Origin of the sequence: Rheinheimera oceanensis (assembly GCF_018831085.1) — a bacterium.
Taxonomy (GTDB): domain Bacteria; phylum Pseudomonadota; class Gammaproteobacteria; order Enterobacterales; family Alteromonadaceae; genus Alishewanella; species Alishewanella oceanensis.
Window position 1 is genome coordinate 386,891 of the sequence record NZ_JAGPNM010000002.1, and the last position, 24,153, is coordinate 411,043.

The following is a 24,153-nucleotide window of genomic DNA, read 5'->3' on the forward strand; positions in this document are numbered from 1 at the left end:
CTAAAGTAGTTAACTGCGTAACGCTCTAAGTGACTTCATCGCGCTTTTCCCGGCCCAGTAGATCCAGTGCCGCCAGTTTTGCATCTTTAGCCTGATACAATACCTGATAGATCTGCTCGGTAATCGGCATTTCTACACCAACACGCTGAGCCAGATTAAACACTTCTTTGGCGTTGCGATAACCTTCAACTACCTGACCAATAGTCTGTATCGCCTCTTCAACCCCCTTTCCCTGCCCCAGCAGTAAACCAAAACGCCGGTTGCGCGACTGGTTATCGGTACAGGTAAGCACTAAATCGCCCAAACCTGCCATCCCCATAAAGGTGTCTTTTTTTGCGCCAAGCGCACAGCCTAAGCGGCACATCTCGGTAAGGCCACGGGTAATTAATGCCGTACGGGCATTAGCACCAAAACCAATGCCATCGGCCATACCGGCACCAATGGCAATCACATTCTTAACTGCACCACCCAGCTGAACACCGATAAAATCGGTGTTGGTGTAAACTCTGAAGCTTTTTGCACAGTGCAGTAAATCTGATAACTCGCGGATAAACTCCGGGTCGGTAGAAGACAATGAAATCGCTGTAGGCAAGCCCATGGCCATTTCTTTAGCAAAAGTAGGGCCGGAAAACACTGCCAGCGATACCCGCTCGCCCAGAATATCACGCGCCACATCCTGCAGTAATCTGCCGGTATCCGGCTCCAGGCCTTTGGTGGCCCAGGCAACACGGCCCTCAGCCTGCAAATGCGGTTTAATCAGCCGCAGTGTGTCAGCAAAGGCATGGCTTGGTACCACAAGCAGAATATCGCGACTGCTGGCAACAACTTCAGCTAAGTTTGAGCTTACCTGCAAGGTTGCCGGCAAACGGACGTCCGGCAGGTATTTCTGGTTAACCCGGTGCTCTGCCATCCGGGCCATTTCCTGCTCGTTACGGCCCCACAAACTGATGGTATTGCCATTACGTGCCAGACAAATAGCCAGAGCAGTGCCATAAGACCCTGCTCCGATCACAGCAATTGCTGAAGGCTGCATTATTTAAGCGTCTGCCTTCACGCCCTGCATTTCTGCCTGACGTTTTTGCAGGTATTGCGCAAACAGCGCGTCAAAATTCACCGGAGCCAGGTTCAGCTGTGGGAAAGTACCACGGTTTACCAGGTTAGATACGGCTTCACGGGCATAAGGGAATAATGTGTTCGGGCAAAACGACGCTAACATATGCGCCATTTGCGAGTCTTCCAGCTGGCTGATAGAGAAAATACCTGCTTGCTGAACTTCACATAAAAATGCAACTTCGCCTTCTACTTTAGTGGTTACTGTCAATGACAGCACAACCTGATACACGTTATCTTCCAGTTTTTCGCTGCGGGTATCTAAATCCAGCTGCACTTCTGGTTTCCATTCTTTACGGAAAATAGCAGGTGCGTTAGGTGCTTCAAACGAAATGTCTTTTACGAAAATACGCTGGATAGCAAATTGTAAACCCTGCTCAGTGGCAACACCGTTTACTTGTTGTTCGGCCATGATAATTCCTGTTGTTGTATTTATGATTGCAATAAAGGATCGAGCTTACCTGCCGCATCAAGCGCCAGCATGTCATCGCATCCACCAATATGCTGCCCGCCGATAAAAATCTGTGGCACTGTTGTACGCCCGGCAGCACGTTCGATCATTTGTGGGCGCAGCTCAGGTTGCTCGTCAATACGAATTTCCTCATAGGCCACGCCTTTGTTGTCCAGTACTGACTTTGCGCGAACACAATAAGGACAATAGGCCTTAGTGTAAATAGTCACTTGCGACATCAATTACCTCTTCGATTTAACGACCGGCAAACTGGCACCTGTCCAGCTTCCCATGCCGCCCTGTAATACAGATACAGCAGTGAAGCCTTGCTTAACTAAACTGGACGCCGCTTTTGATGCCGTCATTCCAGCCTGACATACCACAATAATGGGCACGTCTTTTTGCTTTTCAAGCCCGGCCAGCTGTTGTTTTTCAATATCGGCCAGTGGTAAGTGTTTGGCGCCGGTGATATGGCCTTTGGCAAAATCGGCTTCAGTGCGGATATCCAGCACCACCGCATTGCTGCGGTTTACCTGCAACGTCAGCTCCGTAGGTGATATCTGTTTTATGGCAGAAAAACGCGACTTAATCAGGCTGCTGATTAACATAATAAATAACACCACCCAAACCGCACTTAAGATCGGATGATTAGTAACAAACTCTATATACTGCTGCATACTCATTCTGCTTATCGGAAAATAAACCAGCGCAGAGTATACTCAGTTTGCCCGCCCTGAGCCAGCACACTGCCGATACAGGGCTGGAGAATTGCGCAAAATTCGGTAAGATAGCCATTCACTTTATCCGCATGTCTTAGCTAAACAACGGAGCACACATGACCAGTCGCAAAAAACCTTTGGTATTATTAATTCTCGATGGCTGGGGCTACCGGGAAGAGACCAGCAACAATGCGATTGCCCAGGCCAACACTCCGGTAATGGACCAGTTATGGCGTGATTACCCACACACTCTGATTTCAGGTTCAGGGCTGGATGTCGGCTTGCCCGAAGGCCAGATGGGTAATTCAGAAGTCGGCCATGTTAATCTGGGCTCCGGCCGCGTGGTATACCAGGATTTTACCCGCATAACCAAAGCCATCAGCGATGGTGATTTCTTCACCAACCCGGTACTGACAACCGCAGTAAAAGCTGCAGCCAAGCAGCAAAAAGCGGTACATATTATGGGGTTGCTATCTCCTGGCGGCGTACACAGCCATGAAGATCATATACTGGCGATGATTAAACTGGCAGAGCAACAAGGTGCCGGCCCGGTTTATTTACACGCCTTTCTTGATGGCCGCGATACCCCACCACGCAGCGCTCAGGCCTCGCTGGAAAAAATTCAGGCACATTTTGCCGACAGTGGCAGTGGCCAGATTGCCTCAATAATTGGCCGTTACTTTGCCATGGACCGCGACAAACGCTGGGACAGGGTGCAAAAAGCTTATGATCTGATCACTCAGGGCAAAGCAGATTTTCAGGCGGCAGATGCTGTTACTGCGTTACAACAAGCTTACCAACGCGATGAAAATGACGAATTTGTCAAAGCTACCGCAATACTCACTAAAGATGGCTCAGCGGTAAAAATGCAGGACGGTGATGCGCTGATTTTTATGAACTTCCGGGCTGATCGCGCACGCCAGTTCAGCCGCGCGTTTATCAATGATGATTTTGACGGCTTTAAGCGCGAATACCGCCCGGCCCTGAGCAGTTTTGTTATGCTGACAGAATATGCTGCTGATATAAAAGCTCCTTGTGCCTACCCGCCAGAAAGCCTGAACAATGTATTGGGTGAATGGCTGGCCAAACATCACAAAACCCAGTTACGTATTTCAGAAACTGAAAAATATGCCCATGTGACCTTTTTCTTCAGCGGTGGCCGCGAAGAACTGTTTAGCGGCGAGCAACGTATTCTGGTTGACTCACCCAAAGTAGCGACATACGACCTGCAACCAGAAATGAGCTCAACTGAGCTGACCGACAAGCTGGTAGCCGCAATTCATAGCTGCGAATTTGACGTGATTATCTGTAACTACCCGAACGGAGATATGGTTGGCCACACCGGTATTATGTCTGCAGCCATAAAAGCCGTTGAAGCTGTTGATTCCTGTATTGGCCGTGTTGTTGCCGCGCTGCAGGAGGTGGGGGGTGAATGCCTGATCACTGCAGATCACGGCAATGCCGAGCAAATGCTTGACACCGAGTCTGGCCAGGCTCATACCGCCCACACCAGCGGCCCGGTGCCGTTAATCTATGTTGGCCGCCAGGCAAGCGTGGTTGAAGGCGGGATCCTGAGTGATATTGCTCCTACCATGTTGCATTTAATGTCGATGCCAGTACCTGCCGAGATGACAGGTAAAGTACTGATGCAGCTGAAATAGATGCCTCTACACTGTATAAAACGCTACTTACAGCAGTCTTGTTGGCTGCTGTGTTTTTGCCTGCCTGTAACCAGCGTTGCCCAACAGCAGGAGCAAGAGTTGGCAGAAGTTAAACAGCAAATACAGCAAACAGAAAAAGAAGTTAAACAGCAACAAAAACAGCTGGAGCAAGCAGAAAAAAAGCTGCAACAGTCTGATAAAGCACTGGCAGAAGCCTCTGCCAGCGTGCGCGAAACCGAGCAACAACGCCAGCAACTTATTACGCGTGAACAGCAGTTACTTAAGCAAAAAACAGAGCTGGAGCAAAGCCTGCAGCAACAGCAAAAGTTGTTGGCATCACAGTTAAAAAGCGCTTACAGCCTGGGGCAACACGACTACAGCCGTATGCTGTTAAACCAGCAGGATGCAGGCAAGCTGGAGCGGGTACTTAGTTACTACCAATACTTTAACCGTGCCCGTATGCAACAACTGGCCGAACTTAACAACACCATTAGCCAACTGCAGCAGGTTCTGTCTGAGCTAAGTGACAAACAACAGCAACTGGCGCAAACCCTGGCAATACTGCAACAGCAACAACAACAATTGCTTGGTGCCAAAACAGAACAACAACAAGCCGTTGGCCGGTTACAGGCCATGTTAAAACAGCAGGGACGGCAGTTGGATTATCTGCGCCAGAACGAAGCCAGCTTGCAAAGCAAACTGGAAGAGCTGCGCCGGCTGGCACAACAAGCGCGGGAGCTGGCAGGATTGACCAAAGACAAAGGCAAGCTAAGCTGGCCACTGCAAGGCAGCCTGCTACAGCGCTTTGGCGAAAGCCGTCAGGGCGGTATATCATCCCGTGGCATTCTGATCCAAAGTACTGAAGGTCAGGCCGTTAAAGCGGTTGCTGACGGTCAGGTCATCTATGCGGACTGGCTCAAAGGTTATGGCTGGGTCATCGTGCTGGACCACGGCGCCGGTTTTATGAGCCTGTACGGCCATAACCAGAACCTGCTGAAAAAGCCGGGCACCCGTATCAGCGCCGGTGAAACCATTGCTCTGGCCGGCACCAGCGGCGGCCAGTCTGCTGCCGGGCTGTATTTTGAGATCCGCAATAAAGGTGAAGCGGTTAACCCGCTGCAATGGCTCAGCAGAAATTAGCAGTTAAACATAGGAATAACCGTAACGTGCGTTTGTTAACTTACCTGCTACTTAGCCTGCTTAGCATACAGCTCTATGCCGTAGAGCCCAATGCCAGGATAGCTATTATCATTGACGATATTGGTTATCAAAAATCGGATTTAAAACTTATTGATTTACCTTTTCCGCTGACTTACGCCGTGTTGCCACACACCCCGTACGGTGCCCAGGCAGCACGGCAGGCTTTTGCGCAACAAAAAGAGGTAATGTTGCATATGCCAATGGAGGCCAGCAACGGCAAAGCACTTGGCCCGGGAGCCCTGACCAGCGACATGTCAAAACAGCAGGTTCAACACACCTTAGAGCTGGCTTTAGCTGATATTCCTTACGCCATTGGCGTTAATAATCATATGGGCAGCCTTTACACCGCGCAGGAACAACCAATGGCCTGGATGATGGAGTATTTAAGTCGCCGCCAGCTATTTTTTGTCGACAGCCTTACCACGCCAAACAGCACAGCTGCCAAATATGCCAGCCATTACGGCGTAACAAATTTAAGCCGGCATGTGTTTCTTGATAACATCCAGACAGAAGCGGCTATCACAATACAGTTTGAGCAATTACTTGCCATTGCCCGCAAGCGCCACAGTGCCATTGCTATTGGCCATCCATACCCGGAAACATACCGCTTTTTACGTAAACACCTGCCGGCATTGCGCCAGCAAGGTATAGAACTGGTCAGCATTTCAGCGTTGTTGCCTACAGGCCACAATGTAGTTGCTGCCGGTTTTACTGCACCGGCTATTTCAGCGGCGCAGTAATGTTACAGGCATAAAAAAACCGCCGGACGGCGGTTTTTTTTATGCTCAGGCTTAGCTCATGGCAGCCTGTAGCTTTTTCATTGCATTCTTTTCAAGCTGACGTACACGCTCGGCAGACACACTGTATCTGTCGGCCAGTTCCTGTAATGTCAGCTTATTGTGGTCAAGCCAGCGGGCACGGATAATATCCTGGCTACGATCATCAAGGGTACGCATTGCAGCCTGCAAACGGTCTACTGCTGCGTTATCCCACTGATCTTCTTCTACCCTTAGTGCTAAATCAGAGGCTTTATCCTGCAGATAGTATGCCGGTGCAGTATAGGCGGCTTCGTCGTCATCATCCGGTGCGTCAAATGGCATATCGTAGTTGCTCATGCGTGATTCCATCTCACGCACTTCATGCTCGGCCACACCCAGCGACTCCGCTACGTTTTTCACTTCTTCCTGATTAAACCAGCCTAAGTGTTTCTTGGCTTTACGCAGGTTAAAGAACAGCTTGCGCTGGGCTTTAGTGGTCGCAATTTTAACTATGCGCCAGTTTTTCAGCACATACTCATGAATTTCAGCTTTAATCCAGTGCACGGCAAAAGAAACCAAACGCACACCAACATTCGGGTCAAAACGTTTTACCGCCTTCATCAGGCCGATATTGCCTTCCTGAATTAAATCGCTTACCGGTAAACCATAACCAGAGTAGCTGCGCGCAATATGCACCACAAAACGCAGGTGTGACATAATTAACTGGCGTGCGGCTTCCAAATCACCATTCTGGTGTAAACGTTCAGCCAGGTTGCGCTCTTCTTCTGCGCTGAGCATGGCAATGGAACTGACAGCATGAGTGTAAGCTTCCAGGCTGCTGCTGGCTGCTACCGGTAGTGACATCATTTCTGCTGTATCGCTCATTTGTGTGTCCTGTCCTAACTAAGTGAACCGATATTAGCACTCTTTGACAGAGAGTGCTAATTTTAGTTGCTGCAGTTTTTAGATCTGCTTATTCTAAAAACTGTAATGTAATAATTAAACGTTATTAAGGGCCGGTGGGTTCAATAGCACTGATATGGCGGCGTACGGACAGATAAGAACCGGTAAGGCCCAATAGTACTGCCAGTAACATTAAGCTGAAAAACTCTGTTACGCTAAACGCCATCAGACGAAAATCGCTGTCGTATAAAGAGGTAACGCTGCCAATAGCACCCTGTAGCCACCACAGCATGGCTTCTACAATCAGAAATGCCAGCAAGCCACCGAATACACCAAACCATACACCACTGTATAAGAACGGCCGCTGAATAAACGCATCGGTTGCCCCTACCAGCTTCATGACTTCAATCTCGTCTTTTTTACTCATAATAGATAACCGGATGGTATTACCAATGATCAGCAATACCGCCCCCAGCAACAAAATTGCGATGACCAGCACAGCCTGGCGTAGCAGGCCAACAATCGCATCAAGCCGGGTAAGCCAGTCAATATCCAACTTACCAAACTCGACAATGCGCTCTTTTGACAAGCGCTCCAGCAACTGTCGGGCACTGCCGGCACTGGTGTTCTTCGGCAATACCAGCAACACATCCGGCAGGGGGTTGTCTGTCAGGTAAGTTAGTGCAGCACCAAAACCCGAAACATCGGCAAATTCATCCAGTGCCTGCTGCTTACTGATATGGGTGACGCGGGCAATGTCATTGTCGGCCTGCAGAATTTTCAGCAAACTGTTAATTTGCCTGTCGTCAGTGCCATCTTTAATAAACAGGCTGATCTCAGCAGCCTGGGTAAAGCTGTCACTCACCTGCTGCACATTTTTTACCAGCAGATGCAATGTAGCCGGTAATGTCAGGCTAACGCCCAACACCCCGATAGTCAGAATAGAAGCCGAAGGCGTGCGCCATAACTCGCCCAGGCTAAACAGCGCCTGGCGTACATGGTTAACCCAAAACATTATAAAGCGGCGGCCAAAACTAATTTTATGCGCCGAAGCACCGCTGCTGACCCGGCCGGAAAACAGAATACTCATAGTGGGTCTTCCTGATACTGCAGCAGGCCATCGTTAATCATTTTGCCTTGTTTTAATGTCAGGGTGCGGTATTTCATCCGCGCCACCAGGCCAAGGTCGTGTGTGGCAACCAGTACCGACACCCCTACCTGATTAAAAGCTTCAAACACCCGCATAATGTCTTTGGACAAATCAGGGTCAAGGTTACCGGTAGGCTCATCGGCCAGCAGCAAAGGCGGCTTATTGACCACAGCCCGGGCAATACCCACCCGCTGCTGCTCACCACCAGACAAGGTTTGCGGCAGGCAGCGTACTTTATCCAGCAAGCCCACTTTATCCAACGCGGCATGCACACGCTTTACCATATCTTTGCCACTAAAGCCTTCTATCACCAATGGCAGTGCAACATTGTCAAATACGGTGTGATTCATCAGCAGGCGGTGGTTTTGAAAAATAATGCCGATATCGCGGCGCACATAAGGAATGTGCGGCCGGCGAATACGGCTTAAATCAACGTCATTAATTAATACCCGGCCAACGCTGGGCCGCTCAATCAGGCTGATCAGCTTTAACAGCGTACTTTTACCGGCACCAGAGTGACCGGTAAGAAATGCCATCTCACCTTTTTCCAGTTTAAAACTGACACGATCCAGTGCAACAAAACCACCCGGATAGCTTTTACTGACCTGATCAAACTCCAGCATAGTTAAGTATCCCGGTTAAATAGCGCGCGAATAAAATCCTGGCTGTTAAACACGCGTAAATCATCTATACCTTCGCCAACGCCAATGTAACGCAGTGGCATTTTAAATTGATCAGCAATGGCAAAAATGACGCCGCCCTTAGCGGTGCCATCAAGCTTGGTTAAGCTGATGCCGGTTAGCTGCACTGCTTCATTAAATACTTTGGCCTGGCTGAGCGCATTCTGGCCCGTGCCGGCATCCAGCGTCAGCATCACTTCATGCGGTGCTGTCGGATCAATTTTTTGCAGTACCCGAACAATTTTTTTCAGCTCTTCCATCAGATGGGCTTTATTTTGCAAACGACCGGCCGTATCAGCAATTAACACATCAACCTTACGTGCTTTGGCCGCCTGATACGCATCAAAAATAACTGAAGCACTGTCGGCGCCGGTGTGCTGGGCAATAACCGGGATCTGGTTGCGCTCGCCCCATACCTGCAGTTGTTCTACCGCAGCCGCACGGAAAGTATCACCTGCCGCCAGCATGACCGACTTACCCTGTTGTTTAAATTGTTGTGCCATTTTACCGATAGTGGTGGTTTTACCTACACCGTTAACACCTACCATCAAAATAACAAAAGGCCCGCCTGCATTTACCGGTAGCAAAGGTTGCTCAACATCTTTTAGCAGCGCCGCCATATCCTGCTGTAACTTTTCAAACAACAGTGCGGAGTCTTTCAGAGATTTACGATCAGCATGCTGCTCAAGCTGGCGGATCAGTTTCTGCGTGGTATCAACACCCACATCGGCTAACAGCAACTGGGTTTCCAGCTCTTCATACAGCTCGGCATCTATTTTCCGGCCGCTGAATAAACCCGCCAGGCCAGAGCCTAAGTTCAGGCTGGTTTTAGCTAAGCCCTGCTTTAAACGCGAGAAAAAGCCGGTTTTTTTAGTGGATTCAATAACAGGTTCAGCAGCGGCTACCGGTGCGGCTGCTGTTTCAGCTGCAACCTCAACAGGTGCAGTTTCTGCTGGTTCTACATCAGATACAATAGTGTCTGGCACAGCAGTTTCAGCCTGGCTATCGTCTTTGCCAAAGCCAAGCCAGGAAAACAGTTTATTTTTTTTGCTCATAAGCCCAAGTGTATGCAGATAAAAACTAAGGTAAACTTGGCCGTTATACTAACACCTTTGTGTTAAAGGCAAAACGGATTAGATGAAACAAGCAAAAAGCACAATAAAACGCCCGGCTACCGGCACAAAACGTGTTGCCGCCACAGCAGGTGCACCGGGAGAAGTACGGGTAATCAGTGGTAAATGGCGCGGCCGCAAACTGGCCGTGCTGGATGCAGAAGGCCTGCGGCCCACCACAGACAGAGTAAAAGAAACGCTGTTTAACTGGCTGATGCACGACATTAACGGGGCGGCGGTGCTGGATTGCTTTGCCGGTAGCGGCAGCCTGGCGATAGAAGCCTTGTCACGTTATGCCGCCCATGCCACCTTAGTAGAACGTGATGCCAGCCTGGCAAGGCATCTGAAACAGAACCTGCAAAAGCTAAGCTGCGACAACGCTCAGGTGGTAAATCAGGATTGTTTAAGCCTGTTGTCGGCCAAGGCAACACAGCAATATGATGTGGTGTTTATCGATCCGCCTTTTCGCAAAGGCCTGGCACTGCCCTGCAGTCAGGCGCTGGAACAGCAGCAATGGTTAACCGACAACGCCCTGATATATCTGGAAACTGAAAAAGAACTGATAACCGCACAGATACCGGCAAACTGGCGCCTGCTAAAAGAGAAAATAGCCGGCCAGCTGGCTTACCGGCTATATCAGCGTGGTTAATACCGCGCCGGATGTTTAATCTGTATTATGCAAATCCATGCCCAGGTTAGTCAGCCCTTGCTCTTTTACCCAGTTTTGCAGCATTTGCCGCTCTTCGCGGCCAAATTGCTTAACCGGCGTCACCAGTTCAATTAACTCCGCCAGACAGTCCATTTCGTATTGCATCAAAGGATGTTCACGAACAATTTTTTTCAGCTCAGCTTCGGTAGTAATGTCATCGTCAATACTGTCATGTTCTATTAAGCGTGCTACGGTAGCCTGCGAAATTTTAGCCACATTGATAAATTCGCCGGCATCTTGCTGAGCAATACCGCTTAGCATCATATCCAGGGCTGTGGCACAATCTACCGCCGGATATACACCAAAAATATCAAAGTCACTTAATTCCGGTGTTATTGCATCCAGTTCTTCAGATAACTTTTCAAAATTAATTTTGGCTTTCTTTACCGTTAACCACTCCCATACCAGCGTAAGTATATGACGCGGCAGTTCGGCATCACCGGTTTGGGTTACTTCAGCAAACAGCTGGTAATTGGGTAACATACGTTCAAGCAAGGTCGTAGCAATAGCAGCTTGCTGGTAAAAACCCAACTCACGCATCGCCTGAAAATTATTGGCTTTTTGTTTCATCTTTGTCCTGAAGACATGACCAGCAAATATCAAAACTCTGGTAGTTAAGTTCACCACAGCTACATTGCCACTGTGCGGGTTCATGCTTTAATTGTTGTAAATACTGGTTAATTATACGCTGTGCAGAGGGAAATTGCTGCTGTGGCACCCAAAGCTGAATACCTACGTCATTTAATGGCAGCTCACCCGCTGCTCCGGCAAGATATTCACCGCTAACCCTGACCAACACTGCAGCCTGCTGCAATAAACCCTGCACCAGACCCGCCTCAAAACTGTTAGCGGCCTGATATAACCGCTGCCATTGCTGCACATCATTGGGGTGCAACAGTTCCATTGTCAGCCCGTCACGTTAAGTTGTTTTTGCGCATATTCAAATTTCAGCTTAAATTCCATCATACGCTCTTCCATCGCCTGCACCTGAAGTTGATGTGCTTCCTGCTGTTGCTGTAACTCGCTACGAAGTGTGCGGATTAACTCGCGACTGCTGTCAGCTTCCTGCTGCTGCTTTTGCTCTGCCGCATACTGGCGGTTTTGAGCATGTTCAAGCTGGGCTTCTATTTTTTGTTGCCTGCTCTGGCTAAGCTGGTACTGCTCTGTCAGGTTAACGTAATCGGCCTGTATGCGGGTAAGTTCAGAGCCTAAGTCGTTGCTTTCAGCAGTGGCTCTGGCCAATTGTTGCTGTAAGTCTGTCTGCTGTTGCTCTGCTTCGTTCAGCTGTTGTTGCCATTGTTGCTGTTGCTCAGCCTGGGCAGATAGCTGTTGTTGCAGTTGCTGAATTTTCTGCTGCTGTAAGTCATGGGTTCTTTTACGATCCTGCACTTCCTGCTGCAACCTGGCAATGACTTGCAGTTTGTCCTGTTGCGCCGCCTCCATTGCGGCCGCATGCTGATGCTCTGCCGCTAAGGCTGCAGCCTGAGTATTCAGGTTTTGCTGCAGCTCGGCCAGTTGCAGCTCATACTTAGCCTGCAATGCGTCCAGTTGCTGCTGGTGCTTTTGTTGTTGCTCGTGGGCTGCTTTCAGCTCAGTTTTAGCTTGTTGCACAACCAATTTTAATTCGTGGGCAGCCGCTTTGGCTTGCTCAGTGTCAGCTTCAGCTGATGCCAGTTGCTGTTGCAGCTGGCTTAACTGAAGCCCGGCCTGCTGCAGCTTTTTCTCAGCTTCGCTATTGCCGTTATCGGCATGCTGCAATTGCACAATCTGCTGTTGCAATTGCTCGTACTGTTTAATCTGTGCTGTGTAGTTTTGCTGTATTGCCGCCAACTGGGTACTGGTTTTTTCCAGCTCTTCGGTAACGGCATTATGTTGCTGGCGTAACTTAGCCAACTCCTGCTGATCGCTATTAGCTGCCGGCGTGGCCATATCAAGCTGCTGTTTAGTCTGTTGCCAGTCTTTAAATAACTTCTGGTAGGCTTGTTCTTGTTCAAACAAGCGTTGTTGCCACTGTTTTTGACTATCAGCCAGCACATCACTGGCGAACTGTTCCAACTGTTGCTGCTGAATATTAAGAAGCTGGCTGGAAAAATCGACCAGACTGGCCTCCAGCTGCTGCTGTGCGGTCTGGGTTAATTCGGCAATAATTTGCTGCTCGTTTTTATTATTGTTTTTCTTCACTGCATTCATTATCAGCTCTCGTTTTACTTCAGTGGCCATTGCCCGATTTTGCAAGCGCCACGACGTCAACAGTTAAGCACACCTTAGCCAGAAGCTCAGCATAAAAGGCTATAACATGCTATGCCGGACTTTAGTGTAATATGACTTATCATTGATAGCTAACGCTATTGATAATTTTAACATTTTCTCGGTTTAATTTTTTATAACAGGAGCCTGCATATGATGGATTTAACCACCCCCGCCCTGCTGTTTCCCGCAATCTCTTTGCTGTTTTTGGCTTACACCAACCGCTTTTTGGTGTTAGCTCAATTGATCCGGGAGCTAAACCAGCGCGAAGGCGATAATGTACGCCAAATGGCCAGACGTCAGATTGACAACCTACGCCGCCGTATAGTGTTAATAAAAGTAATGCAAGCTTTTGGTGTACTTAGCTTTGTACTATGTACCGCAGCCATGTTCTGCCTGTTTATGCTATGGCAAACTGCAGGCCAGCTTTTGTTTGTTGTCAGCCTGATTAGCTTATTAATTAGTCTGCTCTATTCTTTATATGAGATCCAAATCTCCTGTGATGCCATAAATATAGAACTGGAGTCACTGCAAAACCGCTAACGGACACCGATGATGACAACCAGCACCGGATGACAATATGAGTAATAATGAGTTTCTGTTTCAGGATGAAAACGCAAATCCGGAGCAAGAACCGGATATCAATACCAGCCCACCCTGGCAGGTACTGATAGTCGATGACGATGCCAGCATCCACCAGATCACTACTTTGGTGCTGAACAACTTTGAATTTGAGCAGCGGCCGTTACGGTTATTACATGCTTATAGCGCCCGCGAAGCTTTAGGTATCATCTCGCAACAGCCGGATATTGCGCTGGCTATTATTGACGTTGTTATGGAAACACAACATGCCGGCCTTGAATTAGTTAAAACCATTCGCCAACAGTTGCAAAACCGCAGTATGCGTCTGATTTTACGTACCGGCCAGCCGGGAGAAGCGCCAGAAGAACATGTTATCCGCGATTACGACATTAACGATTACAAAAACAAAACTGAAGTAACCGCGATAAAACTGAAAACGATGTTATACGCGGGGCTGCGTTCATACCGCGACTTATGCATTATCGAGCACCACAAAACCGGGCTGGAAAAAATAATTGGTTGCACCACCAGTTTCTTACAGTGCAGCAGTTTAAAAGAGTTTGCCTCATTAATTCTGGGCCAGGTTGCTTATTTACTCGGTCTTGAACGTGAGCAAATATACTGCTGCGCAGCAATTCATAACACCGGGCAGCAAGGCTCAAAGCTGGACATTATTGCCAGCAGCAACCCTGTAAGCGGCAATACGTTACCAGACGACATCGCAGGTAAAATACGGCAGGTGCAGCAAAGTAAAGAGTCGTACTATGCTGAAGATTGCTTTATCAGCTATTTCACCACGCACAAGGGCAACGAAAACTTCCTCTTTGTTAGCAAAGGCAGTAAGTTAGAACAAAGCGATCACCATCTGCTCAGTTATTTCTCGCACAGCATTGCCATAGCATATGAAAATATCCAATTGCGCGAGCTGATGCGGGAAAGCCAGCGCGAGCTGTCATATATTTTGGGTGAAGCAGTAGAAAAACGCTCGAAAGAAACCGGCAGCCATGTAAAGCGGGTGGCTAATTACAGTTATCTGCTGGCAGTAAAATGTGGTTTGTCTGAATACGAGGCAGAAATAATAAAGCTGGCGTCGCCACTGCATGACTTGGGCAAAATTGCTATTCCGGATCATATTTTAAATAAACCCGCTAAACATGATGCCAGTGAATGGGCTATTATGCTGCAGCACGCCGAGCTCGGTTACCAGATTTTACAACATTCCACTAACGAGATACTGCAGATGGGTGCCATTATTGCTTATCAGCATCATGAAAAGTGGAATGGTAAAGGCTACCCGCAAGGGCTAAGTGGCCACAATATTCATATTGCCGGGCGCATAACCGCACTGGCAGATGTTTTTGACGCTTTAGGCAGCGACCGGTGCTATAAAAAAGCCTGGCCATTGCCCGAAATTATCGAACTTATTCGCCATGAACGTGGTCAACACTTTGACCCGGTATTGGCGGATATATTGTTAAACAATTTGGATGACTTCCTCGCAATACGCGAGGCGTACCCAGATTAAGCATAGGAAGAAGTGTATGCTACGCAAAAATATTAAACAGATGGTTATCACCTGTGCTGCACTGGCAGCACTGGTTATTACCGGTTGTGCTACCGGACCTAAAGTGCGCTCTGACGCTGCGGCCAACACCAACTTCTCTGACTACAAAACCTTTGCTTTTATGCCAGAGCCCGCAACCGACAAAGCAGGCTACGCCACTTTGGTAACCCAGCATTTTAAAGATGCTATCAGCGCCCAAATGACAGCTTTGGGTTATCAGTACAGCGAAACCAACGCTGATTTGCTGGTAAACTTTAACTCTAATGTAGAAACCCGTACTGATGTACGCTCTATGCCATCAGCAACCTTTAACTATGGCTACTATAATTACCGTCGTGGCTATTATGCCGGTTTCCCGCTGTACACCAATGACATAGATACCATTCGTTACAAGTACGGTACGGTAAATATTGACGTTATTGATGCCGAGAAAAAACAGCTGATTTGGGAAGGTATTTCTGAAGGCACGCTGAAAAAGTCTGACCTGGAAAAGCCTAAACAGGCAATTTCAGAAGTAGTAAGCCTGATTTTCCAGCAGTACCCTACGCGCCAGGTTACACCGCAGTCTTAATTGCGGCCTGATGCCAGAATAAGCAGCTCAGACAGCGTCTGGTATGAGCTGCTGAATTTTCTGTTGTAACGCCGCACAGTCGGCGTTTTTATTTTGCTGCTGAATGGCTAATGTCAGCTCACCTACCGTTACACCAAACTTATGCAGCATGCTGCGGTTTATCAGGTTCTGCTCGTCTACCAGATAGAGCCAGTCTTTTACCTTCACATCCAGCGTGTCGCCATCATACGGAACACGCAGCGTATATTCCCAGTACAAGGCATTGCCAGCCAACTGCCCGGCAGCACTGCCGATAACATCACCAGCAGTACCGCTAACACTGCCATCAGAATTTTGCTGCAATTGCCAGTGGCGCTGCTCTGTGCGGCCATCACTAAAATAAAACAGCTCATACAAATTGCCGCTATTGCCCTGCCAACTACCGCACAACTCTGCGGTAAAACGCACACTCTGCTTACCTTGCCAGTTGTGCAACACGCCCCAGGCCAGGCTTTCACCCTGAAAAAACTGATCAAGCTTTAATACTGGTACCTCATTGCTATACTCGGACACCGACTGGCTACAACCAACCAATATCAGGGCACCGGCAACAGCAGCTAACGATAATTTGTGCATAATTTCCTCCACTAATCTGCCAATTTACGCAGTGCAGCAGCTAGCGGCTCAGAAAAATAAAAAAAATTTTGCTAACGGCCAACTAAATTTGCAGTCGGCCCGACTTAATAAACAAAACCAGCAGAGAATAACAATATCGTGTTTAAACGCAGTGACGAGAGCTTAATTGCCAAAGCGTTAAATGGTGATCAACGTGCCTGGCAGCAGTTGGTGAACCGGCATCAGAGTGCGCTGTTTTATTTTGGCTTACGCTTGCTAGGCTCGCGTGAAGACGCCAATGACCTGCTGCAGGATGTATTGATGGTGTTGTGCCGTAATCTTGGCCAGTACCGTGGCGACAGCAGCTTTAAAAGCTGGCTGTTTGGTATTGCCAACTATCGCGCCATGGACATGCTGCGCCGGCGCAAATACAGCGACAACGACGATGAACTGGCTGAAATGCCAGCCGATCACCCGGGCCTGCCAGAACAACTGGCCAGTGACCAGCAGCAAAAGCAAGTGCAACAGCAGTTACGCAGCTTGCCGGCGGAACAACGGCTGGTGCTGGAGCTGAAGTTCTATCAGCAGTTTACTTTTGACGAAATTGCCAGCCAGTTGGCGATTTCCAGTAACACCGTTAAATCCCGTTTTTATGCCGCGCTGGATAAATTGCGCCTGCAGTTGGAGGACGACCATGTCGAACAATCAGCAAATTTTTGAAGACTGGCTCGACGGTAAAATTACCGATCAGCAATGTGCCAGCGCGTTACAACATGATGCTGTTTGGTATAGCCGTATGCAAAATGCTCAGGCACTGCAAAGCCATGCTAAAGCGCCGCACTTTGAAGCCGTACCGGATTTTGACAGTAGCGCAGTATTCGCCAAACAGTGGCAAAGGCCAAGGCCGCAGCGTAGTTGGTGGCCCCAGCTTAGCCTGGCGTTGTCTTGTGCGGCCATGTTAATCAGCCTGTCACCAGCTAAATTTCAGCTACAGGATGGCAGCCTTACGCTTAGCTGGCACAACAGCCAAAGTGAAATTAACAACGCGGTAAACCATGCACTGCTGGCATACCAAAAAGAGCAACAGCAATGGCTGGTACAACAACTGGATACGCAGCAGCAAAGCACCAACTCGCAGTTGGTACTGCTAAAAGATTACTTACAGGACGAACTAAAGCGCGACCAACGCAGCGACATGTTGCAACTGGTGGAATACCTTAATCAGCAACGCCAGGCTGACTGGCAATACTGGCAGGAAAACTATCAGCCAATACAGGCCAGTTACCGCCCTGCCAACAGTTACTATAGCCCAACCAATACCGGAGTGGTAAAACCATGAATGCATTACGCCGTACCCCGTTTTATGCCTTAAGCTTTGGCGCAGCTTTAGCGTTAATGCCGTTGCAAGCCGCAGAAGTGAGCCCGGCGCTGAAAAAAAATGCCGATATTCTGCAAACTATTTTGCAAACCGCTTTTAAGGATAACGAGAACAGCCGTTTATCGTCGCTGCAATACAGTTACTTAAGTGGCCAGGGGCTGCTGTTTCAGGCCAGCAGTGGTGGGCGGCATGTTTTTCAGTTCAGAAATGTAAGTATACCAGCCGCACCGGTTGCACCAATGCCACCGTTGCCGGGAACTGAGTTTGAATTTGACAGCATCGATATTGAGAAAATTACCGAAGCCGCGCAAGAGATGGCCGAACAGATACAGGATCAGCACCGGCAAAGCTATCGCATAGCGGAAAAGCAGCGCACCATAGAGCGTGAACTGCGTGATGTTGAACGCGACAAGCGTGATATAGAATTTAATAAAAATCTGACCAAGCTGGATAAAGAGCAGCAGCAGGAACTGCAAACGCTGCAGCAGAAAACCAAGCTGCTGCAGGAAAAGCTGGCCGAAGTAACCAAAGAAGCTGAACTTAACCGCAAACAACTGGAGCAACAGCGCGCCAAGCAATTGGCTGAACAACAGCAGCAAACCGCAGCTATGATAAAAACGGTGGGCGAAAAATTCAGCCAGGTATTGTGTGACTACGGTGCCAGCCTGCGCGATATGCCGGATAATGAATACGTTACCTTGCAGGTAAGCAATCGCGGTAGCGAAGGCCGCTATTACTGGGTGGTTAAAAAAGCCGATATTAACCAGTGTATGACCGGCAAAATTAAAGCCAAAGATTTACTGGCCAAAACCAATAGCTACCAGTTCTGATAGTTGCCGGTGCAAACCGGCATACTGTGGTCAACACCGCAATAAAATCCGCTTTATGGGCGTGTTTTTTTCAGCGACAATAACCGCAGTTTTTTTGCCGGATAACACTATGCCAGCCTCTGAATTAGTCATTGATGTTTTAGATTCCGACGCTATTGTCGATGCTTTTTATCAGCACGGCTGGGTTTGGCTGCCGAATTTTTTAAGCGATGAATTAAATACCGCCCTGGCACATGAAGCACAATATGAAGCGCAGCTTGCACCTGCCGGTGTTGGCCGCCAGGGTGCCCATCAGTTGAATCAGCAGATCCGCCGCGATGCCACCCAATGGTTTGATGGCCGCACAGCGGCACAGCAGCAATATCTGGCACAGATGACACTGTTACAGCAGCTATTTAACCGACGCTGTTTTTTAGGCTTGTTTGACTTTGAATGCCATTTTGCCCGCTACCAAAACGGCGATTATTACCAAAAACATGTTGATGCTTTTAGCGGCCGCTCAAACCGGGTGCTTACCACGGTAAGTTACCTGAACAGTGTTAACGCGGGTGGCGAGTTAGCCCTGTACGATGAGCACGACAAGCTGATTGATAAATTCCTGCCCACCGCAGGCGGCCTGATTTTGTTTGAAAGCGAACGCTTCCCACATGAAGTACTACCGGCCATCGACACCCGCTACAGCATTGCCGGTTGGTTTCGCAAAAATGCCAGTATTAACGGCGTGCTGGACCCGGCAAGTTAAACCGCCTATGATAAGCGCCATGCGCACTGTACTTAGCTATTTGTTATTGCTTACTCTGGCACTATCCGGCCTTAGCGGATCGGTGCAGCAGGCGCATGCCTATACGCTGGCTGATGCAATGGCACAGCACCAGCATACTGCGCCGGTAGCTGAAGCCGGGATGCCATGCCATAGCGTACAAACCGCAGTACCTGACGACACTGCTCACAGCTGCTGCGAGCAAGCTCAGCATAAATGTAAAGGTGATTGCTGCGCCAAACACTGCGCGACTGCCGGGGCACTGTTAGCTACCGAATTATTTCGCTATATCCGCCCTGACAACACTGTTGCAAAACTCGCTGGCAGCCTGCCAAAGTGGTTATTTACTGAAGATCCTCCACCACCTATAAACGCCTGAACCAATTAAACCGTGTTAATGCTGTGCTTTTGCACGCGGCTTTGTATTGTTTCAGGAAAATATTATGCGTACTTTTTATTTTATAACTTTGCTGTTGTTGCAACCGGCTTTTGCCCTATTGGCACAAGATCATAGTGAACATCTTCATCAGGCGGCTTCGTCTGCCGCGCAGCAGAGCGTATTGCCACAAGCAACACCGCTGTATGTCTGCCCGATGCACCCACATATTCAGCAGGGCGAAAGCGGTACCTGCCCGATTTGCGGCATGGATTTAGTGCTACAGCGCCAACAAACCACAGCAGCCGTAGAAGTTAACGGCGCTATGCAACAAGCGCTGGCGATACGCACCGAAGCTGCTGCGCCACGCACTTTATGGCGCTTTATTGAAACCTTTGCCCAGGTGCAGTATCCGGAGGATGCTATTCACCACAGCCATATCCGCGCTGAGGGCTGGATAGAACAATTATATGTGCGCAGCCTGGGCCAGCGCGTTAAAGCCGGCGAAAAACTGTTTAGTTACTACGCCCCGGATTTACTGGTAGCGCAGGACGATTATCTGCAGGCACTGTCGGTCAGTAAACAAAATGGTGAGCGCAGCAGCAGCCTGCTAAAACGTGCCGAAACCCGCTTACGGTTACTCGGTCTTACCGATAACGATATTACCCGGTTACAGCAAAACCGGCAAAGCCAGTATCAAATAACTGTGTATGCGCATCAGGATGGCGTGGTCACTATGCTGAACGTGCGCGATGGTATGTATATCAGCCCCGGTGATACCCTGATGGAGATCACCAGTTTAGCCAAAGTCTGGTTACTGGCCGATGTAGCTCAGGCGCAACAAAGCTGGCTACGTGAAGGTATGAGCGCCGAGGTAGATATTCCCCAGCATCAGGTAGCAGGCATTGAAACCCGCGTCGATTTTATTTACCCGGCGCTGGATGTGCAAAGCCGCAGCAGCAAAGTACGCATGACGCTAGATAACAAACAGCAACTGCTGCAGCCGAATATGTTGCTGCCAGTACGATTATACGGCGGGCCGCTGCGTGATGTATTGGCAGTGCCGCGTGATGCGGTGTTGTTATCAGGTAACGGCAGCCGGGTAATCGTTAAAGACGGCGATAGCTTCAGTGTCCGGCATATTACTACCGGCAGCAGCGCTCAGGGTTATGTGCAGGTGTTAACCGGCTTGCACCAGGGCGAGCAGGTGGTGGTATCCGGCCAGTTTTTACTTGATGCCCAGGCCAGTTTAGGCCAGTTGCCACAAAGCACAGCTGGCAGTCATCAGCATTAGGAGCAGCGAAAATGATTAAAGCTATTATTCGCTGGTCGGTGCAAAACCCGCTACTGGTATTACTAAGCACCTTTGCACTGGCACTGTTTGGCTACCAGGCCAGCCAGCAACTTAAATTAGATGCCCTGCCGGATTTATCCGATGTGCAGGTTATTATAAAAACCAACTACCCCGGCCAGACGCCACAAACCATTGAGCAACAGATTAGCTATCCGCTATCCAGTGCGTTGCTGGCAGTGCCCAAAGCCAAAGCCGTACGCAGTTTTTCGATGCCGGATGACAGCTACCTGTATGTTATTTTTGAAGATGGCACCGACCCCTACTGGGCACGAACCCGGGTACTGGAGTATCTGCAAACCGTCACACTGCCCGCTGGCGCCAGTGCCACCTTAGGGCCCGATGCCAGCGGTGTAGGCTGGATATTTCAGTACGCCTTAGTGGATAGAACCGGCCAGCAGTCTCTGGAGCAACTAAGCAGCCTGCAACAGTTTTTCCTTAAACCTGAGTTGCAAAGCGTTAGCGGAGTAGCAGAAGTTGCCAGCATCGGTGGGATGGCAAAAACCTATCAATTGCAAATAGAGCCCCGGCTGATGCGTGCTTATAACGTTACTCTGACGCAGGTAATTAACGCTATTAACAGCCATAACCAGCAGCAGGGCGGTGGCATTATTGAAGTAGCCGAAACCGAGTTGCTGGTGCAGGCGGGTGAATATATTCAATCGCTGGACAACTTAGCCGCCGTGCCGCTTGGTGTGCGCAACAGCGCTGATTATCCGCTGACATTAGCTGATATTGGCACTGTACAGCTAGTGCCGGCTGCACGGCGCGGCATTGCCGAGCTTAATGGCGAAGGTGAAGTGATTGGCGGTATTATTGTGATGCGCCAGGGCGAAAATGCTCTTAGCACCATCAAGGCCGTAAAACGCAAACTGGCTGAGCTGAAAAACGGTCTGCCAGAGGGGGTTGAGCTGGTAACGGTGTACGACCGCTCTGAGCTGATTGAAAATACCGTCAGCAATTTAAGCCAGAAACTGCTGGAAGAAATGGCCGTGGTTGCGCTGGTATGTCTGGTGTTTTTACTGCATGCCCGCTCTGCTTTAGTGGCGGTAATCAGCTTACCACTGGCCCTGTTAGCCAGTATTTTGCTGATGCAAAAGCTGGGCATTAATGCCAATGTGATGAGCCTGGGCGGTATTGCTATTGCCATTGGCGCTTTGGTAGATGCCGCTATCGTGATGGTAGAGCACGGCCATAAAAAACTGGAGCAGGCCCGTGCTAATGGCAAAGAGCTGAGCGCAGCAGAGTTTCGCCAGACCATTATCGACGCCTGCCTGGATGTTGGCCCGGCGCTGTTTTTCTCTTTGCTGGTGATCACCGTCAGTTTTTTACCGGTGTTTATGCTTGAAGCGCAGGAAGGCCGCTTATTTGCCCCGCTGGCTTACACCAAAACCTTTGCCATGGCCTCTGCAGCATTGCTGGCAATAACGCTGATCCCGGTGCTGATGCTGTACTTTTTACGCGGTAAGTTGCCCTCTGAGCACAGCAACCCCCTTAGCCGCCTGCTGATTGCGCTTTATACGCCGCTGTTAACATTATGCCTGCGCTTCCCGAAAACCTTGGTGCTGCTGTGCGTGCTGGCACTGGGATCCAGCCTGCTGCCGTGGCAGCGCTTATCTACCGAGTTTATGCCCGCCTTTGCTGAGGGCGATCTGCTGTATATGCCCACCACCCTGCCCGGCATAAGCCCTGCCACGGCAGCGAAGCTGCTGCAGCAAACTGATCGTTTAATAAAAACCGTGCCCGAGGTAGACACCGTACTGGGTAAAAGTGGCCGCGCCGATACGGCTACCGATCCAGCCCCGCTGACAATGCTGGAAACCAGCATTAAGTTAAAGCCGCAAAGCCAGTGGCGGGACGGGGTAACGCTAAATGATATTATTACCGAGCTGGACGCCACCGTGCAGGTACCTGGTCTGACCAATGCCTGGCTGCCACCGATAAAAACCCGCATTGATATGTTATCTACCGGCATTCGTACTGCATTGGGTGTACGTGTCAGCGGGCCGGATCTGGCCACTATTTCTCAAGCGGCGCAACAACTGGAAAGCCAGATCAGACAACTGCCGGGCAGCCGCTCGGTATTTGCAGAGCGCACCGAAGATGGTTTGTACTTGAACATTACCCCCGACTTACAGCAATTAGGCCGCTACGGTCTTACACTTACCGAGCTGCAGCAATATGTGGCTTTTGCTATTGGCGGCGCGCCGGTGGCACAAAGTATTCAGGGCCGCGAGCGTTATGATATCAGCCTGCGCTTTCCACGTGACAGCCGCAACCACCCGGACGATATCCGCCGGTTGCCGCTGCAAACGGCTGACGGTGCCTACCTGCTGCTGGAGCAGGTAGCAAAGGTGGAGGTAGCAAAAGGCCCGGTAATGATCCGCGCGGAAAACGCCCGTTTAACCAATTGGGTTTATATCGACTTACCGGCAGATACCCGGCTTGGTACTTATATTACCCGGTTGCAGCAACTACTGGCTGAGCAGCGTTTTGCGCCGCAGGTTAGTGTCAGTATCGGCGGCCAGTATGAATACCTTGAACGGGTAACACAGCGCTTGCAGCAACTGCTGCCCTTTACTTTACTGCTTATTGTGTTGCTGCTGTATTTAACCTTCCGCCGCTTTAGTGATGTGCTGCTGGTGCTGGTTACTTTACCCTTTGCCCTTAGCGGTAGCTTATGGTTGCTGTATTTGCTGGATTATCAGCTGTCAGTAGCGGTTGCCGTGGGCTTAATTGCTTTAGGGGGTGTGGCAGCCGAATTTGCCGTAGTTATGTTGCTGTATTTAAAGCGCGCCGTGGAAGACGTAAAACCACAAAATCAGCAGCAGCTCTGGCAGGCCATTATGCAAGGTGCTGTGCAGCGGGTAAGGCCAAAAGCGATGACGGTGCTGACTATTATTGTTAGTTTGCTGCCGGTAATGCTGGGCAGCGGGGCCGGTAATGAGGTTATGCAGCGCATTGCCGCACCTATGCTGGGCGGTATGCTGGCCGCACCGCTGGTGTCGATGTTGCTGATGCCGGTACTGTATTTTTTGCTGCTGCGCCGCGCATTACCGGAAAAATGATACGAAGCGGATAGTGAAATAAGGTAGAGATAGTTGCTGATAGCACAGCCACAGACCTTTTCGCGTTAGCGAAGGCGGATAACAAATTCGTCCGGAACGAATTTGGTCAGCGCAGCTGGTCCGCCTGGTGGAGGGCATGATGCCCGCAACCCTGCTGTGGCGAGCAGAGCGGCAACTATCTCGTGCTACGAAGCTGGCACTTAGTAAGTCTGTGGGTAAAGTGATACTCAAGGGGCATGACACCCGCTGTCCTCGCCACAGCAACTCGCTCTGGCTGCGCCGCCGCTCAGACACTCTGTGGCTGCGCGATCGGGGTCATGCCCCTTAGTATGTCATATTCGGGCGAAGGTGTTGCACACTAAGACTGCGCTATCGGCGC

Annotated in this window: 26 protein-coding genes; 14 read left to right on the forward strand and 12 right to left on the reverse strand. The window is 49.7% G+C overall.

Going from position 1 to position 24,153, the window contains the following annotated elements:
- Positions 1–25: 25 nt before the first annotated feature.
- The 4 genes from gpsA to J3B89_RS06385 are packed head-to-tail and all read right to left on the reverse strand — an operon-like array spanning position 26 to position 2,238.
- Complete coding sequence (gene gpsA, locus J3B89_RS06370) at positions 26–1,033, reverse strand: NAD(P)H-dependent glycerol-3-phosphate dehydrogenase (RefSeq protein ID WP_215396678.1); 1,008 nt, start codon at positions 1,031–1,033, stop codon at positions 26–28.
- A 3-nt stretch (positions 1,034–1,036) separates the two neighbouring features.
- Entirely contained in the window at positions 1,037–1,522 is a 486-nt protein-coding gene (gene secB / locus J3B89_RS06375) for a protein-export chaperone SecB (RefSeq protein WP_215396679.1), read from the reverse strand.
- Positions 1,523–1,542: 20 nt separating this feature from the next.
- Positions 1,543–1,800, reverse strand: a complete 258-nt coding sequence (grxC, locus tag J3B89_RS06380; RefSeq protein ID WP_215396680.1) for a glutaredoxin 3 — start codon at positions 1,798–1,800, stop codon at positions 1,543–1,545.
- A 3-nt stretch (positions 1,801–1,803) separates the two neighbouring features.
- A complete protein-coding gene (locus J3B89_RS06385) occupies positions 1,804–2,238 on the reverse strand; it encodes a rhodanese-like domain-containing protein (RefSeq protein ID WP_215396681.1) in 435 nt (144 codons plus the stop codon).
- Positions 2,239–2,396: 158 nt separating this feature from the next.
- Between J3B89_RS06385 and gpmM the strand changes: the two genes are divergently transcribed.
- The 3 genes from gpmM to J3B89_RS06400 all read left to right on the forward strand — a co-directional run bounded on the left by gpmM (position 2,397) and on the right by J3B89_RS06400 (position 5,881).
- Complete coding sequence (gene gpmM, locus J3B89_RS06390; RefSeq protein WP_215396682.1) at positions 2,397–3,941, forward strand: 2,3-bisphosphoglycerate-independent phosphoglycerate mutase; 1,545 nt, start codon at positions 2,397–2,399, stop codon at positions 3,939–3,941.
- Between the two features lie 99 nt (positions 3,942–4,040).
- Positions 4,041–5,081, forward strand: a complete 1,041-nt coding sequence (locus tag J3B89_RS06395) for a murein hydrolase activator EnvC family protein (protein ID WP_251372267.1) — start codon at positions 4,041–4,043, stop codon at positions 5,079–5,081.
- Positions 5,082–5,107: 26 nt separating this feature from the next.
- On the forward strand, positions 5,108–5,881 hold the full coding sequence (locus J3B89_RS06400) for a divergent polysaccharide deacetylase family protein (RefSeq protein WP_349814194.1): 774 nt from the start codon (positions 5,108–5,110) through the stop codon (positions 5,879–5,881).
- Between the two features lie 51 nt (positions 5,882–5,932).
- Here the strand turns inward: J3B89_RS06400 and rpoH are convergent, their stop codons facing one another.
- The 4 genes from rpoH to ftsY form a co-directional block, all read right to left on the reverse strand.
- A complete protein-coding gene (gene rpoH / locus J3B89_RS06405) occupies positions 5,933–6,784 on the reverse strand; it encodes an RNA polymerase sigma factor RpoH (protein WP_068233039.1) in 852 nt (283 codons plus the stop codon).
- A gap of 124 nt (positions 6,785–6,908) precedes the next feature.
- Positions 6,909–7,892: a permease-like cell division protein FtsX gene (ftsX, locus tag J3B89_RS06410; RefSeq protein ID WP_215396685.1), complete on the reverse strand. Its 984-nt coding sequence runs from the start codon at positions 7,890–7,892 to the stop codon at positions 6,909–6,911.
- Positions 7,889–8,575, reverse strand: a complete 687-nt coding sequence (ftsE, locus tag J3B89_RS06415) for a cell division ATP-binding protein FtsE (RefSeq protein WP_092792377.1) — start codon at positions 8,573–8,575, stop codon at positions 7,889–7,891. Before ftsE ends, ftsX begins: the two co-directional genes overlap by 4 nt.
- 2 nt (positions 8,576–8,577) lie before the next feature.
- Positions 8,578–9,687, reverse strand: coding sequence for a signal recognition particle-docking protein FtsY (gene ftsY, locus J3B89_RS06420; protein ID WP_215396686.1), 1,110 nt, complete (start codon positions 9,685–9,687; stop codon positions 8,578–8,580).
- An 82-nt stretch (positions 9,688–9,769) separates the two neighbouring features.
- On the opposite strand from ftsY, the gene rsmD reads away from it, so the two are divergent.
- Positions 9,770–10,393 carry a 16S rRNA (guanine(966)-N(2))-methyltransferase RsmD gene (gene rsmD, locus J3B89_RS06425; protein WP_215396687.1) on the forward strand — a complete coding sequence of 208 codons (624 nt, stop codon included), beginning with the start codon at positions 9,770–9,772 and terminating at the stop codon, positions 10,391–10,393.
- A gap of 15 nt (positions 10,394–10,408) precedes the next feature.
- Here the strand turns inward: rsmD and J3B89_RS06430 are convergent, their stop codons facing one another.
- Genes J3B89_RS06430 through J3B89_RS06440 form a run of 3 tightly spaced genes read right to left on the reverse strand, consistent with a single transcriptional unit; the run spans position 10,409 to position 12,703 of the window.
- Positions 10,409–11,023, reverse strand: coding sequence for a YjaG family protein (locus J3B89_RS06430; RefSeq protein WP_215396688.1), 615 nt, complete (start codon positions 11,021–11,023; stop codon positions 10,409–10,411).
- A complete protein-coding gene (locus J3B89_RS06435; RefSeq protein ID WP_215396689.1) occupies positions 11,004–11,357 on the reverse strand; it encodes a putative signal transducing protein in 354 nt (117 codons plus the stop codon). The genes J3B89_RS06430 and J3B89_RS06435 overlap by 20 nt, the downstream gene beginning before the upstream one ends.
- A gap of 2 nt (positions 11,358–11,359) precedes the next feature.
- Positions 11,360–12,703 (reverse strand): coiled-coil domain-containing protein, encoded by a 1,344-nt coding sequence (locus tag J3B89_RS06440; RefSeq protein ID WP_215396690.1) that lies wholly within the window; start codon positions 12,701–12,703, stop codon positions 11,360–11,362.
- Between the two features lie 150 nt (positions 12,704–12,853).
- Here J3B89_RS06440 and J3B89_RS06445 point away from each other — a divergent pair, with 150 nt between their 5' ends.
- Genes J3B89_RS06445 through J3B89_RS06455 form a run of 3 tightly spaced genes read left to right on the forward strand, consistent with a single transcriptional unit; the run spans position 12,854 to position 15,417 of the window.
- Positions 12,854–13,243: a DUF2721 domain-containing protein gene (locus J3B89_RS06445; protein WP_231732036.1), complete on the forward strand. Its 390-nt coding sequence runs from the start codon at positions 12,854–12,856 to the stop codon at positions 13,241–13,243.
- Positions 13,244–13,280: 37 nt separating this feature from the next.
- Positions 13,281–14,807, forward strand: coding sequence for a response regulator (locus J3B89_RS06450; RefSeq protein ID WP_215396691.1), 1,527 nt, complete (start codon positions 13,281–13,283; stop codon positions 14,805–14,807).
- Between the two features lie 16 nt (positions 14,808–14,823).
- Positions 14,824–15,417, forward strand: coding sequence for a DUF4136 domain-containing protein (locus J3B89_RS06455; protein WP_215396692.1), 594 nt, complete (start codon positions 14,824–14,826; stop codon positions 15,415–15,417).
- A gap of 27 nt (positions 15,418–15,444) precedes the next feature.
- On the opposite strand, the gene J3B89_RS06460 is transcribed toward J3B89_RS06455, so the two are convergent.
- Positions 15,445–16,032: a DUF3833 domain-containing protein gene (locus J3B89_RS06460; RefSeq protein ID WP_215396693.1), complete on the reverse strand. Its 588-nt coding sequence runs from the start codon at positions 16,030–16,032 to the stop codon at positions 15,445–15,447.
- A gap of 138 nt (positions 16,033–16,170) precedes the next feature.
- Between J3B89_RS06460 and J3B89_RS06465 the strand changes: the two genes are divergently transcribed.
- The 7 genes from J3B89_RS06465 to J3B89_RS06495 all read left to right on the forward strand — a co-directional run bounded on the left by J3B89_RS06465 (position 16,171) and on the right by J3B89_RS06495 (position 23,774).
- Positions 16,171–16,731 (forward strand): RNA polymerase sigma factor, encoded by a 561-nt coding sequence (locus J3B89_RS06465; protein ID WP_215396694.1) that lies wholly within the window; start codon positions 16,171–16,173, stop codon positions 16,729–16,731.
- Positions 16,706–17,350, forward strand: coding sequence for a hypothetical protein (locus J3B89_RS06470; protein WP_215396695.1), 645 nt, complete (start codon positions 16,706–16,708; stop codon positions 17,348–17,350). The genes J3B89_RS06465 and J3B89_RS06470 overlap by 26 nt, the downstream gene beginning before the upstream one ends.
- The gene (locus J3B89_RS06475) at positions 17,347–18,219 is read left to right on the forward strand and encodes a hypothetical protein (protein WP_215396696.1); all 873 of its coding nucleotides are present in this window, start codon (positions 17,347–17,349) and stop codon (positions 18,217–18,219) included. Before J3B89_RS06470 ends, J3B89_RS06475 begins: the two co-directional genes overlap by 4 nt.
- 109 nt (positions 18,220–18,328) lie before the next feature.
- Entirely contained in the window at positions 18,329–18,961 is a 633-nt protein-coding gene (locus J3B89_RS06480) for a 2OG-Fe(II) oxygenase (protein WP_215396697.1), read from the forward strand.
- Positions 18,962–18,980: 19 nt separating this feature from the next.
- Entirely contained in the window at positions 18,981–19,358 is a 378-nt protein-coding gene (locus tag J3B89_RS06485) for a hypothetical protein (protein ID WP_215396698.1), read from the forward strand.
- 64 nt (positions 19,359–19,422) lie between these two features.
- Entirely contained in the window at positions 19,423–20,649 is a 1,227-nt protein-coding gene (locus J3B89_RS06490) for an efflux RND transporter periplasmic adaptor subunit (protein WP_215396699.1), read from the forward strand.
- Positions 20,650–20,660: 11 nt separating this feature from the next.
- Positions 20,661–23,774 carry an efflux RND transporter permease subunit gene (locus tag J3B89_RS06495; protein WP_215396700.1) on the forward strand — a complete coding sequence of 1,038 codons (3,114 nt, stop codon included), beginning with the start codon at positions 20,661–20,663 and terminating at the stop codon, positions 23,772–23,774.
- Positions 23,775–24,153: the final 379 nt, after the last annotated feature.

Coding starts and splice junctions, on each gene's coding strand:
- J3B89_RS06480 (WP_215396697.1), top strand. CDS start 18,329: ATGCCAGCCTCTGAATTAGTCATTGATGTTTTAGATTCCGACGCTATT.
- J3B89_RS06475 (WP_215396696.1), top strand. CDS start 17,347: ATGAATGCATTACGCCGTACCCCGTTTTATGCCTTAAGCTTTGGCGCA.
- J3B89_RS06435 (WP_215396689.1), bottom strand. CDS start 11,357: ATGGAACTGTTGCACCCCAATGATGTGCAGCAATGGCAGCGGTTATAT.
- grxC (WP_215396680.1), bottom strand. CDS start 1,800: ATGTCGCAAGTGACTATTTACACTAAGGCCTATTGTCCTTATTGTGTT.
- J3B89_RS06490 (WP_215396699.1), top strand. CDS start 19,423: ATGCGTACTTTTTATTTTATAACTTTGCTGTTGTTGCAACCGGCTTTT.
- J3B89_RS06495 (WP_215396700.1), top strand. CDS start 20,661: ATGATTAAAGCTATTATTCGCTGGTCGGTGCAAAACCCGCTACTGGTA.
- secB (WP_215396679.1), bottom strand. CDS start 1,522: ATGGCCGAACAACAAGTAAACGGTGTTGCCACTGAGCAGGGTTTACAA.
- J3B89_RS06485 (WP_215396698.1), top strand. CDS start 18,981: ATGCGCACTGTACTTAGCTATTTGTTATTGCTTACTCTGGCACTATCC.
- ftsE (WP_092792377.1), bottom strand. CDS start 8,575: ATGCTGGAGTTTGATCAGGTCAGTAAAAGCTATCCGGGTGGTTTTGTT.
- J3B89_RS06470 (WP_215396695.1), top strand. CDS start 16,706: ATGTCGAACAATCAGCAAATTTTTGAAGACTGGCTCGACGGTAAAATT.
- J3B89_RS06445 (WP_231732036.1), top strand. CDS start 12,854: ATGATGGATTTAACCACCCCCGCCCTGCTGTTTCCCGCAATCTCTTTG.
- gpsA (WP_215396678.1), bottom strand. CDS start 1,033: ATGCAGCCTTCAGCAATTGCTGTGATCGGAGCAGGGTCTTATGGCACT.
- J3B89_RS06430 (WP_215396688.1), bottom strand. CDS start 11,023: ATGAAACAAAAAGCCAATAATTTTCAGGCGATGCGTGAGTTGGGTTTT.
- gpmM (WP_215396682.1), top strand. CDS start 2,397: ATGACCAGTCGCAAAAAACCTTTGGTATTATTAATTCTCGATGGCTGG.
- J3B89_RS06385 (WP_215396681.1), bottom strand. CDS start 2,238: ATGCAGCAGTATATAGAGTTTGTTACTAATCATCCGATCTTAAGTGCG.
- ftsY (WP_215396686.1), bottom strand. CDS start 9,687: ATGAGCAAAAAAAATAAACTGTTTTCCTGGCTTGGCTTTGGCAAAGAC.
- J3B89_RS06460 (WP_215396693.1), bottom strand. CDS start 16,032: ATGCACAAATTATCGTTAGCTGCTGTTGCCGGTGCCCTGATATTGGTT.
- J3B89_RS06455 (WP_215396692.1), top strand. CDS start 14,824: ATGCTACGCAAAAATATTAAACAGATGGTTATCACCTGTGCTGCACTG.
- ftsX (WP_215396685.1), bottom strand. CDS start 7,892: ATGAGTATTCTGTTTTCCGGCCGGGTCAGCAGCGGTGCTTCGGCGCAT.
- rpoH (WP_068233039.1), bottom strand. CDS start 6,784: ATGAGCGATACAGCAGAAATGATGTCACTACCGGTAGCAGCCAGCAGC.
- J3B89_RS06450 (WP_215396691.1), top strand. CDS start 13,281: ATGAGTAATAATGAGTTTCTGTTTCAGGATGAAAACGCAAATCCGGAG.
- rsmD (WP_215396687.1), top strand. CDS start 9,770: ATGAAACAAGCAAAAAGCACAATAAAACGCCCGGCTACCGGCACAAAA.